This is a genomic window from Niabella hirudinis (assembly GCF_051201075.1).
GTDB classification, from domain to species: Bacteria; Bacteroidota; Bacteroidia; order Chitinophagales; family Chitinophagaceae; genus Niabella; species Niabella hirudinis.
In genome coordinates, this window is the sequence record NZ_JBPEHJ010000004.1 from 383,688 (window position 1) to 396,628 (window position 12,941).

The window sequence follows — 12,941 nt, forward strand, 5'->3', positions numbered from 1 at the left end:
ATGATTAAAAAAATCCGGACTACTATTTTAAACAGGTGCAGGCTACTTTCTTTTTCAGGAACAATGTGCGCTGCATCCCTGCTGCCAGCCGGTATAGCAGCACAATCACTAATGCCGCCCCGCCTCCCGGTTTCGTTCGCAACCGTCAGCCGCCAGTTCGTCAACCCCGGAAAAGAATTCCAGACTGCCCCCCTGTGGGTGTGGAACACCAAAGTTACAACCGCCATCATCGACTCTATGCTGCAGGAGTTTAAAGCCAATGCCTTTGGAGGCGTATTTATACATCCCCGCCCCGGGCTGATAACAGAATACCTGGGTAACGAATGGCTCTCGCTCTATAAACACGCTGTTCAAAAAGCAGCAGCACTGGATATGCAGGTATGGATCTATGATGAGAATTCCTACCCAACCGGGTTTGCCGGGGGGCTGGTGCCCGATCAAATGCCCGAATCTTACAACCAGGGACAGATGCTTCAGCTCTTCAAATCCGATACGATCCCAAAAGACCGAAATGCTTATTTTATCTGTTTAAAAAAAGAAGGTGATCACTTCACAGATATAACCAGCCGGGCCGCAACATCCGCGGACAACAAAGGCGACTACTACCTGTTTCGCAAACAAAGCTATACACCCCAGGCGGGAATGGTAGGACCGCCCAACTATCCCCTGGTAGACCTGCTTGTAAAAGGGGTTACCGAAAAGTTTATTGAGGTGACTTTTACCCCTTATAAAAAAGCATTTGGAGAGGCATTCGGCAAAACGGTTCCCGGTACCTTCTCCGATGAGCCCAGCATTCCTACCCATGGCAGCCAGACCACCCGGTGGACCCCGGATCTCTTTACAGCATTCCGTCAAAAATGGGGCTATGACCTGGTACCACAGCTGCCTTCCCTTTTTGAAGAAACCGGCGACTGGCGAAGGATCAGGCACAATTACCAGGAAACGCTGCTCCAGTTGTTCATCGACCGGTGGTCGAAACCCATGCAGGCGTTCACTCAAAAAAATAATTTAAAATGGACCGGCCATTATTGGGAGCACGGCTGGCCCGACCCGGGTGAAGGTCCCGATAATATGGCGATGTACGCCTGGCATGACCAGCCCGGTATCGACATGCTGTTTAACCAGTTCAATGAATCCAGCCCCAATGCACAGTTTGGCAATATCCGTTCGGTAAAAGAACTGGCCAGTGTGGCCAACCAGCTGGGTAAGGAACGCACCCTTTGTGAAACCTACGGCGGGGCCGGATGGGACCTGACCTTTAAAGATATGAAGCGCCTGGGCGACTGGCAGGCAGCACTGGGTGTCAACTTCATGAACCAGCATCTGGCCTGGATGAGCATGGCCGGGGCCCGGAAATATGACTATCCGACCACCTTCTCTTATCAGAATTCCTGGTGGCTCTATTACCGGCCGCTGAACGAATATTTTGCCCGCCTTTCCTATGCGCTTTCCCGGGGCGTACAAAAAAACAACGTGCTGATCATTGAACCTACCACTACCGCCTGGATGTATCACAGCCGGGTTAAAAGCAATGAACGATTCTTTGAAACAGGCAACCAGTTCCAGTCTTTCATAACCCGTCTTGAAAAGGCACAGGCCGAATACGATCTTGGTTCCGAGAATATCATCAAAGATCATGGCGCTGTCGATAAAAACCTGTTCCGGATCGGTTACGCTTCTTATACAACAGTGATCATTCCCCCCGGAATGGAAAACGTAAATAAAGAAACCTATTTATTGCTGAGGCGATTTGTTGCCAATGGTGGCCGGCTGGTCCTGTTTAACCCGTTAAGCTGCATCGATGGTGCAGCCATGACACCCGGCGAACGCTTCTCCGGCAACCAGCAGGGCGTTACCATATACACACAGCCCGATCCTTCGTTTATGAAACAGGTATTCCGGTCTCCAGATTTCAACATCCACATGGCCGCGCCTGCTCCGGAAGGCGGCAGTCTCCTGCACCACCGGCGGATCATCAACGATGGTCAGCTGTTATTTTTATCCAATGCCAATCTCACACAATCCGCAGCGGGAGATGTAACCATAAAAGGCAAAAAACACATCCTGGTATTGGATCTGCATACCGGCGCTACGCTGAAATATCCCGCGGGCATGCAGGAACAAACTACCCGCTTTACATTTGATATTCCTCCTGCCGGCAGTATATTGTTTTTTATTGCAGACAGCGAACAAAAGACCACCGGCACTTACCCAATCCCCGGTAACGGCACTGAAGTTCCGGGCAGCACCATACAGGTACAACGCCCGGCGGAAAATACGCTGATGATCGATTTCTGTGATCTCCGGGTCCGGGAAAAGGAAAGAAAAGACATCCATGTAAAAGATGCCACCCAGCTGGTATTTACAGAAAACGGCTTCCCCAGGGATCCCTGGGACCACCAGATGCAGTTTAAGACCGATTTTGTACAGCGGGATACCTTCTCCAGGGGCTCCGGCTTCACGGTATCGTATCATTTCAATATCGATAAAAATGTGACCACCAAAAATTTCAGGGCCGTTGTTGAACAGGGAGACCTTTGGAACGATATCCGCATCAATGGCAAAAAGCTATCCCCTGACAACGATTGGTGGATGGACCGGTCCTTTACCGTTTTACAGGTGGGATCTTACCTGAAACCGGGAGCCAATACCCTGTCCCTCTCTATTGATCCCATGCGCATTTATGCAGAGATCGGTCCGCTTTTCCTCCTCGGAGACTATAACCTGGAGCCGGATGTAAAGGGCTGGAGGATCGCAGCGCCCCAGCCGCTGACCACCGGGAGCTGGCGAAAACAGGGACTTCCCATGTATGGCCATACCATTGTATATCAGAAAGCATTCACCCTCGCAACAACGGGCGGTAGCTATTCTCTCCGGCTAGATTCTTTAAAAGGATCCGTGGCCGCTGTAACCGTAAACGGAAAGGACGCAGGCATCGTATACGCGGAGCCCTACCAGCTTGATGTTTCAAATCTATTAAAAAAAGGATCCAATACGGTTGAGGTAAAAGTAGCAGGCAGTTTGCGCAACCTGATGGGGCCTCATTATAAATCGTATCGCCCGGGCTATACCGGCCCCGACAGCTGGAACGGTGTAACGGAATATCCTTCAGGCGATAAATACCTCCTGTTCGACTATGGGCTCAACAACATCCGGCTATTCCGGAACCGGGAAGATTAAATAACAATTATTTTAACGTTCATCATAAAAAAACATGGAACCCACTATTTTAAAAATCGGATTAATGGGTATCGGCCTGGACGCGTACTGGGAGCAGTTTGAAGGACTGGAGCAACGGCTGCAAGGGTACCTCGGTATTGTAGAAGAAAAGATCAGCGCCATGCACACCAAAGTCATCAATGCCGGGCTGGTAGATACGGTAGACAAGGCCTTTGCCGCCGGCAGCCTGTTTCGCAGGGAAGAAACCGAACTGATTTTCCTGTACGTGACCACCTATGCCCTTTCCTCTACCGTGCTCCCTGCTGTACAGCGCGCAAAAGTACCGGTCATCATTTTAAATCTTGCGCCCGGGGCACATATCGACTATGCCGGTTTTAATGCCATGAATGACCGTACCAAAATGACCGGGGAATGGCTGGCCTGGTGCTCCGCCTGCCCGGTGCCCGAAATAGCAAACGTATTTAAACGTACCGGCATATCTTTTCACCAGGTAACCGGCATGCTGCACAACGATAAAGCCTGCTGGCTTGAAATAGAGGAATGGGTAGCTGCCGCAAAAGTGGCGCATACAATGGCTCATAACCGGATGGGATGCCTGGGACATTACTACAGCGGCATGCTGGATATTTATACCGACCTAACCCGGCAGTACGCCCATTTTGGCGGGCATATAGAGCTGCTGGAAGTGGATGAACTGTCTGCCTTGCGCAAAGAAATTACAGACGAAGCCATTGCAGAACGGATAACCCTCTTCAGGAAAACCTTCGAAGTGCAGCCCGATTGCCTGGAAAGCGAGTTAGAACGGGCGGCAAGAACATCCATTGCGCTGGATCAGCTTGTGGCGCAGTATCAGCTCGGCTCCATTGCCTACTATTATAAAGGAACCGGAAATACGGAAAACGAAGACACCATGAGTTCCATCATCCTGGGCAACTCCCTGCTTACGGCCAGAGGCGTTCCCGTTGCAGGCGAGTATGAAATAAAAAATGCCCAGGCTATGAAGATCATGGATCGTTTTGGCGCGGGCGGATCGTTTACGGAGTATTACGCCATGGATTTTAAAGACGATGTAGTGCTAATGGGGCATGATGGCCCCGGCCACCTGGCTATTGCCGAAGGGAAAACAAAAGTACGCCCGCTGGTAGTATATCACGGAAAAGTAGGCAAAGGGCTGTCTGTTGAAATGAGTGTAAAGCAGGGCCCTGTAACCTTACTTTCTGTAGTGGAAACTGCAGAAGGCAAACTAATGCTGCTGGTAGCCGAAGCGGAATCCGTAGCCGGCCCCATTTTACAGATCGGCAATACCAACAGCCGTTACCGGTTTCCGTCCGGGGCAAGAAACTTTGTCAATAACTGGAACGCACAGGGACCGGCGCACCATTGTGCTGTGGGAGTCGGGCATATCGCGTCCAAAATTGAAAAACTGGGAAAACTTTTAAATATCGAGGTAGTCCATGTAGCTACCTGAGGTTCCATTTTTTAAATGCTGTTTAAAAATGGAATTCTTGTTTACGCAACGCCCGTCAAAGCGGGATTCCTCCGCACGTTGTACAATAAACACGATGCTCCTACAGTGCCGGGAATACGTTTCTTAACTTACTGCATATGCAGGTGCCCGGGATGCAGAAATACAAACAAATCATTATTCGTTTTTTTGTCCATTTTTTTCATAAGATAAGCCATGCCCAATTACCAGCCACCACGTTTTTTTTTACGATCTTGCCTGCACAAAGAAAACAACTATATATGAAGCAATTATCGCTCTTGTTCGTTTTTTGTACAGCCGCCCTGTTTAGTCATACACAGGAAAAAATTTCGCTGGCGGGCAACTGGCAGGTGCAGCTTGACCCCGACAGCAGTTATTATATAAAAAATCAACGACCTCCAACCTATAGCAGCAGGATACAATTGCCGGGGACCACCGATGAGGCAAAATTGGGTATTAAAACCAGCGGTTCGGATTATGGCATTCTCACAAGGGTTTACAAATACATTGGCCCCGCCTGGTACCGGCGGCAAATTACGATTCCCGTCAACTGGGCCGGCAAAGACATCAGCCTGTACCTGGAGCGGGTTCTATGGGAGAGCAAAGTATTTGTAGATGGCAGGGAAATTTCTACACTTTCGCCTTTGTATGTGCCACATCGCCACCGTTTAGGCCGGCTAAAACCCGGAACGCATACCCTGGATATTTGTATTAATAATGATTTAATCCACAATATAGGCGACAAAGGCCACGGCTATACTGAATATACACAAAGCATCTGGAACGGGATCGTGGGGCGTATCGAATTACAGGCGGCCAGCCTTGCCATCAGCCAGGTAAAAACCTACCCCGATGCGGAAAAAGAAGCACTGCGCCTTGAAGTTTTTTTATCCAACGCAGCAGCCAGAAACCTTACACTTTCTGTTACCATTAAAGACGCAAAAACAGGAGCGCTGTTAAAAAAATCAGCGCAACCGTTTACCGCCAAACAGGGTGAAAACAAAGTCACGTTCCTTGTAAATAAATTGACAGGGGTAAAAAACTGGGATGAATTTACGCCCAACCTTTACGAGGTAACGCTTACCGCCAGGCAGGAAGGCCATATCACTGTATGGAAAGATAAAATAGGGTTTAGAAAAATATCAACAACGCAGCACAAAATCCTCATTAACAACAGGACCACTTTTATCCGGGGTAACCTCGACTGTGTACATTTTCCCCTAACCGGTTACCCCTCTTGCAATGTGAAAGACTGGGAGTCCATTTTTAAAAAGTATAAAGACTATGGGCTCAATACGGTACGGTTTCATTCCTGGACACCGCCGGAAGCAGCTTTTGAGGCGGCCGACAAAGTGGGTATTTACATACAAACAGAAATCATCTGGCTCGACTGGTGGATGGCGGGCGAACAAAAGGACCGCCCGGAAATGAATACCAAGGGCTACCCGCAGGGGTTGGGTCATAACGCGGATGCCGATGCCTTTGTACAGGCAGAAATGAACCGCGTGCTGGAGGAATATGGCAACCACCCTTCTTTTCTGTTTTTCTGTATTGGCAATGAATTGGGTAATTCTGATTTTAACGTAATGCAACAATGGATTGAAAAAGTTAAACAGGAAGATCCGCGCCGGCTGTACGCGGTTTCTACTGCCCGCAAAATCACAACCGCCGATGATTATATGGTAACGCATAATATCCCCAACATCGGCGGCACTTACGGCTATAGCCTCAACAAAACCGATGCAGGATTAGAAAACAACTATAGCAAAGCCACCATTCCTATTATTGCGCATGAGGTGGGACAGGTACCCGTGTACCCCCAATGGAAAGAAATAGACAAGTATACGGGTGTATTGAAAGCACGAAACCTTGAGGGCTTTAAAGCCGCTGCTGAAAAGAATGGTGTTGTAGCCATGGACGAAAAGTTTCACCAGTCAACAGGCCGCCTGCAGCAACTGCTGTATAAAAACCTGGTGGAGAATATTACACTGGTTCCGTCCAGCGCGGGTTTTCAATTGCTGAGCATGCAGGACTACCAGGGTCAGGGCGAAGCATTAATTGGCTGGCTGGATTGTTTTTGGGATGACAAGGGCACCACCCCTGCAAAGGAATTTAAGGGATACAGCAACACCGTTGTGCCATTAATACGCACGGCAAGTTTTACTTATACGCGTGGCGACACCTTAAAGCTGGATATGGAATTGGCCAATCATTATAAGACGGATATTCAAAAAAAATTAGTATGGACCATAGCGGATGCGGCCGGAAACCTGATGCATAAAGGTTTAGCTGGGCAGCACATTTTTCCGCAGGGCCTGCTCATCAAAGCCGGCAGCCTTTCCCTGCCGCTTAACAGCTTCCCCGATAAAGCCGCTCAGTATACATTCAAATTATATTTTGAAGATGAAAGTTACAGCAACAGTTGGCCCTTTTTTGTTTTCCCTGAAGCAAAAGAAAAAACGGTTACTACTGATGGCATTTATGTAGCTACCCAATGGGATGCAAGCGTGGACAGTGTTTTAGCCGGAGGAGGAAAAGTATTGCTGCTTGCCAGCAAGCTGGGTACAAAAGCCACATCGGCGCCGGTATCGTTTACGCCGCTGTTCTGGAGCGCCAGCTTCTTTCCGGGGCAAAGCAACCAAACACTGGGCTCCTTTATCAATAATAAAAGCGAAGCCTTTAACTATTTCCCAACAGAAAGTTTTACCAGCTGGCAATGGTTCAAAATAACACCGGGAGCGAAATACTTTAACCTGTCCAACATGCCGAAGGACTATCAGCCACTGGCGCAGCCGGTTTCGGACTTTCATTACAACGAAAAACTGGGCAGTATTTTCGAAACCAAAGCAGGCAATGGTAAATTGCTGGTATGCGGCTATGCCCTTCAGCAGGAAAATAATGCTTATGCGCAACAGCTTTTTTACAGTTTGACTTCTTACATGAAAACCCCGGCATTTGCGCCCAAAGATGAATTACCGCTTGCTTTGCTAAAAGAAAAATTAGCATCTATACCCCAGGCTACATCATCCGCTCCTTTGCCAGATCAATTTAAAAACGCCGCTCTTTTTATCAGGGGAGGCGCCAAAGCAGCAAAAGCAAAATATTGGGAAGCAGCGGATGACAGTATTTTAGTAAATAAAAAATACCAGTACCATATTGCAGGTACCGCCTATTCTGTAATCCACCCTTCGGGTACAGCCTGGGATGGCACTAATTTTTCCATAAACTTACAGCCGCCTGCCGGAGTAAAAGGCTATATATACTTTCATCTGATCAACGATCCTAAACGTAAAGGAGAAGGTACGATTACTGTGGAAGGACGTGAACTTAAAACCGGGGACATACCGGTAACCGGTAAATGGATTAAAATATTTATGATGCGAGAAGATACGAATGATGGCAAAGTTGCCATACAGCTTGTATCTGACGGCGCGGCACCCCTATTGGTAAACCAACTCATAGTGGTAGAAGAAGAATAATTTCGGTATAAAACGATTGGAGTTTTTAGAAGCTGTTTAAAAATGATATTTGCTTAATCCTGGTAAGCACCGTTGGCACGTTGTTATCTTAAAGGGGCTGTATCAAAAGTCGCTGTTTTGTCATGCCGTCCCGAGCGATCCTATCGTGTGGACACATCTACTGAAAATAGTAGAAATGCCAGATGCTTTGTCTTCGCCGGATCTGCGACCGTTTAATAGCGAATATCACATTGAAATAGTATGAAATTGAAGGAGCTGCAATATTCCCCGGAGCCTGCCCTGAATTTACCCGAAGGGGCGGGCATGTGCGTCAAGATAAGAAAAGACCTATTCCCATAAAATACAGCAGCGTAGGCCTTTCAGATCCAAAAGACCTCATCTCTTAATGGCAAACAGGCGCAGCGCGCCGTTAACCCTTATAACTATGAGTATCTAAAACTTCCCTTAGCCGCAGCGCGGCGGTAATTTCGTACGCGGGGCTTGTACTACCCGCAATGATTACCGGTGCGCTGCCCGTCCGACTGGTCATCGGGCGGGCACCTTTATTACCCGTATGGTCGTTTACTAACAGGAACAGCGCTGCACTGCAGCTCCCAGGGACAAAAGTTAACTTGCCGCCCATGTTCTTTGCGGAATGAAAGTCTGTGTTCCGATGCATTCTATTGTATGTTACAGGCTCCCCATCGTAATCTTTATTCGTGATAACCGATCAATCTCCCGAAACGTGTCCACACGATAGGATGGCGATCGGGATTGTTTCGGCATTTAAAGATGATGGTTCGTCTATAGATGCTGAAACGGGAATAGATCCCGGGTCAAGCCCGGGATGACATCTTCGGACCCGGGAGAACGACATTGTGCTGTAAAGCGACTTTTGAACACCTAATACAACAATCCCCTAACTTCTTCCGCAGTCAATTCCTGTACCGGGCTGAAAGCCGTGCTGCTCATATAGTTCAGCAAGGAGTACCTTAGTTGCCGCGCTACAATCCGTTCGCTAAGATTGCTGCTGATATCCAGGGTACAAACCAACAATTTGCCGGAACCTATCTTCAGCTCAAACACCACGCCCAGTTTATTGCCATGCCAGGGATCGTCAATTACCTGTACCAAGGGTTTGTAATTTTGCGGGAGCTTATTTAACACAACAGAACGCTTTGCCGATGCCGGCGGACGGCTGTAGCTGGCCGTGCGGGCATGCAACAGCTCCCACCACTGCCAGTTGCTGTAAAAATCTGTAGGAAAATCTTTAAAGGCCGGATGCGCAGGATTGCACAATATGCCGCAGCCCGAAGGCTGATCCGGGAACAATTGCGTATTCCAGAATGGCGTAGGAAATCTTAACGGTCTTGCTTTCTGCAGAGCGCCAGTAAGCAGCAATATTTTTTTACCTGCTTGCAAGGCAGCAGAGGTTGCCGCATCCAGAGTATCTGCAATTAGGATATCAGTATAAAGTTCTTTTATTGCAGGGTATACCCATATATTCCAGCTGTTTTGATATGGCGTGCCTTTTGCTAAAACGGTAATAGTCAGTTTTTGCGCTGTTGTAATCTTGTCTAATGGAAAGGAGACATCGCCCAACTGCTGTAATGAGCCGCTGGTGACCGTAGTGGCGGGCAGCGATCCGTTATACAATATGCGGCCCGCACTGTCAGTAACCTCCCACTGGGGAAATAATTTCAGTGTTTTATTTTTTGCATAGTAGGCTATTTCAGCACTGGCGTTAAAAGTTTCAGCAGTTTGCCATACCCGTTTTTTCATCCTCAGCAGCGGTACGGCCTCGCTGCAAAACCGGCGAAATGCCGTAGGTTTTACCAAACCTTTAGAGTCCCAAAAAGCATCCAGTATGCCATCCAGCGCCACACCCTGTCCCGGATAATCGTGAAGATCGAGCAGCTGAAACCCGCCATAACCCGGCGTGCGCAGCTGCCGCTCTATTTCCTCCTTATACAACTCAGTAACAAACCTGCCCGATGCCTGTTGAAAATAAGCATCCATGCCCTTCATACCATTTTTTTCCATCAATGTTCTAAACTGTTGGTAATGCGGCACCGTAAGAACACCCGCATACTTTTTTATTTCATTATAGCCGGGGTATATAAACCACTGCCCTACTTCGTGTGATATAACGGGTACTTTGGCGGGAGCCCTGTAGTCAGACAACGTAGCTGGTTTTTCAAAATCAAAAATTTCTTCGCCACGGCGCATATACCGGCGACCATCTTTGCGATAAGCATGCAGCACCAAAAAATCATCGTAAGGGCCGGCTTCAAATTTACCCCCGGCTTCGGGGTTGGATACCCGGGTATAAAGGTGGCGGGGGTCGTAGGTTTTCCCCTGTTGTACCAGGTCGTCCAGTACTTTATAATTGCCCCGCAGTTCATTGCCCATAGCCACCATGCAAAATGAAGGATGATTGCCATAGGCATCTAATACACTTTTCAGCTCCCGTTTTAAGTAATGATCACGGGCCGTATCGGCGCCCATGGGTGGCGCCTCATTGCCAAAAAATGGCAATTCGCATTGCAGGTAAATACCCGCTTCATCGGCCGCTTCAAATGCAGCACGCGGCGGTGTCCAGCTATGAAACCGTACATGGTTAAGACCGTAGGATTTGCAGATCGAAAAAATCCGTTGCCAGTCCTTTACATCACAGGAGGGATAGCCGGTGAGCGGAAAAATGCCGCCATCGTGCGTACCCCGCATCAATACCGGCCGACCATTAATAATAAACTGGCCATTTGCTGTTGTTATATTTCTGAAACCGATATCCTGCGCTATTACCTGCGCTCCATTTTTTATGATAAGCGTATATAAAAATGGATCAAACTCATCCCAAAGGCGGGGAGAGAGAAGCTGGATCTCAAAATCAGTACCGGTCTTTTTACCATGGGCAAGGATTTTTTTTGATTTTTTTTCCATGAGAGTATACGCTACGGCAACAGATGACGAACCATGTTTGGTAAGCGACACAGTAATTTTTTTCTCTGCAGCCGAAGGATAAACCTTTATATTACTGATGGAAGTTTTATCCTGCGCCTGCAGTTCCAGACGGCCAATCATACCATTCCAAATGGTTTGCATCATATCTGAGTATGCATGGCTCCAGATACCAATATTATAGAGCGGCCTGTTATCCACGCAAACCACCAGTGTATGTTGGCCCGGCGATAACACGCCAAGTTTTATCCTGTTGGGGGTAAGCAGGCGCTCACCAAAATCCTGTGTCTTTTTTCCGTCTACCCAAACATTCACTTTCCACAATGCCCGTTCTATAAAAAGCACAGTAGTCTTCTGTTTCCAGGATACAGGAATGGTAATGGTGCGGTGATACCATGCCGGACCGGTATAAGCGACTTTGCGGTTCAGCACATCTAAACGCAGGTTCGTCACTCTGTTTCCAAGTCCTGCTTCGTCCAGGCTTCCGGGGAGTTGAATGGTATACTTAAAAAATGATCCCCCTCCTGTAGCCGGCGGCGGTTCGGTAATGGTGCTATCTAATCCCACGCGCCATTTGCCTTTAAGCGAAATAGCCTGCTGGGCTGCGGTGCATAAAATGTACAGAAGGGCAACGAAGAGTAGAAATATTTTTTTCATGAATGATAAAATACAATGACAAAAGCAACGAATACAACCCACAATACACAAAAAGAGCCCACCCGTTAAAAAGCAGGCGGGCCCTCGTTTGTCTGACTGCCATGGATGCAGCATTTTATGGGTGCATCTGTGGCAAAATTCACAAGTTTCTTGTGTACACAATACTTCCGCGTCTAAACAGGTTGGAAGTATTGGTATAGGTAAAATTGACCAGGAATTTTTTTGCAACCGGGTCAAAGCTGCATGGCCCGTCTGCGGTTATGGCAACACTGGCTTCTGAACCGCTATTGGGCATAATGGTAACACTGTTATCGTCATTTACACGCAGGTAGAGGGTGAGCCCCGAGTTATTAAATACCGGTAAAATTGTTTTAAAGATATTATTACCCTGGTAGGAAATATCTTTATTTTCATTAACGGCTTCAACGGGATTGGGCTGGCGCTCAAGCGTGCCGGTGCAGGTGAAGCTGCCGGCAACCCGGGCACTATAAAAAATATCTTTTCCTTTTAGTGTATCGGAATAGGAAACCCAAAAAGTATCTACCGAATTTCTAACGGGCACATAAGCAGACTGTATCAGTACATTTTCTCCGTCTTTCCACCCTGGCAGCGCCACTTTTAAGGAATCGGGATGTAACAACACATTGGTTATGGCACCCGCCGTGTTTTTGTAGGTAAGCCTGGTGGTGGTATTAACCGTGTCCAATGCGGCGGTGAAATTAATTAAAACATTTCCACTATTGTCGAAGCCGGCGCCGGATGATGGGCGGTTACGAAGGGTACTGCTATAAATGGGACCATATACCCTTACAGCAGTAATCGTTTGGCCAATGGATTTGTTGCCGGCCGCATCGTACGTATATAGTGTAAATTCCTGTACATATTCACCCAACCCAGGAATATATGCTTTAACAGTTTGTGCCGTTGTTTCGCCATTGGCGTTTACCACTATCGAGTCACGCTGGCTGTTGTACCGGATCACGTATTTTACAATGGTGGGGTCTGAGCTGGGGTTCCAGGTGAGCTGAACGCGCTGATTGCCCGGGTTAGCCTTAAGGTTGCTCACCGTACCGGTATACGTTATTTCCCTGCCATTTAGATATTTATCGTAGTTATACCCCTCCTTTTCACAAGCCGTTAAACAAAACAGGATTGCCAGCAGGGTTATTATTTTAAAGTTCATATCAAATATTTTAGTC

Annotated in this window: 5 protein-coding genes; 3 read left to right on the top strand and 2 right to left on the bottom strand. The window is 47.8% G+C overall.

From position 1 onward, the window contains the following. The 3 genes from GGU45_RS10560 to GGU45_RS10570 all read left to right on the top strand — a co-directional run bounded on the left by GGU45_RS10560 (position 1) and on the right by GGU45_RS10570 (position 8,145). A complete protein-coding gene (locus tag GGU45_RS10560) occupies positions 1-3,180 on the top strand; it encodes a glycosyl hydrolase (RefSeq protein WP_435224527.1) in 3,180 nt (1,059 codons plus the stop codon). Positions 3,181-3,214: 34 nt separating this feature from the next. Beyond that, complete coding sequence (locus GGU45_RS10565) at positions 3,215-4,648, top strand: arabinose isomerase (protein WP_435224529.1); 1,434 nt, start codon at positions 3,215-3,217, stop codon at positions 4,646-4,648. Between the two features lie 278 nt (positions 4,649-4,926). Then, positions 4,927-8,145: a DUF8487 domain-containing protein gene (locus GGU45_RS10570; RefSeq protein ID WP_435224530.1), complete on the top strand. Its 3,219-nt coding sequence runs from the start codon at positions 4,927-4,929 to the stop codon at positions 8,143-8,145. 882 nt (positions 8,146-9,027) lie between these two features. Here the strand turns inward: GGU45_RS10570 and GGU45_RS10575 are convergent. Together GGU45_RS10575 and GGU45_RS10580 are read right to left on the bottom strand one after the other, a co-directional pair. Continuing rightward, positions 9,028-11,742 carry a DUF8487 domain-containing protein gene (locus GGU45_RS10575; RefSeq protein ID WP_435224532.1) on the bottom strand — a complete coding sequence of 905 codons (2,715 nt, stop codon included), beginning with the start codon at positions 11,740-11,742 and terminating at the stop codon, positions 9,028-9,030. 139 nt (positions 11,743-11,881) lie between these two features. Further along, complete coding sequence (locus GGU45_RS10580) at positions 11,882-12,925, bottom strand: DUF4998 domain-containing protein (protein ID WP_435224534.1); 1,044 nt, start codon at positions 12,923-12,925, stop codon at positions 11,882-11,884. Positions 12,926-12,941: the final 16 nt, after the last annotated feature.

Excerpts from the sequence above, each read along its gene's own strand:
- GGU45_RS10560 (WP_435224527.1), top strand. The coding sequence starts at position 1 with ATGATTAAAAAAATCCGGACTACTATTTTAAACAGGTGCAGGCTACTT.
- GGU45_RS10565 (WP_435224529.1), top strand. The coding sequence starts at position 3,215 with ATGGAACCCACTATTTTAAAAATCGGATTAATGGGTATCGGCCTGGAC.
- GGU45_RS10570 (WP_435224530.1), top strand. The coding sequence starts at position 4,927 with ATGAAGCAATTATCGCTCTTGTTCGTTTTTTGTACAGCCGCCCTGTTT.
- GGU45_RS10575 (WP_435224532.1), bottom strand. The coding sequence starts at position 11,742 with ATGAAAAAAATATTTCTACTCTTCGTTGCCCTTCTGTACATTTTATGC.
- GGU45_RS10580 (WP_435224534.1), bottom strand. The coding sequence starts at position 12,925 with ATGAACTTTAAAATAATAACCCTGCTGGCAATCCTGTTTTGTTTAACG.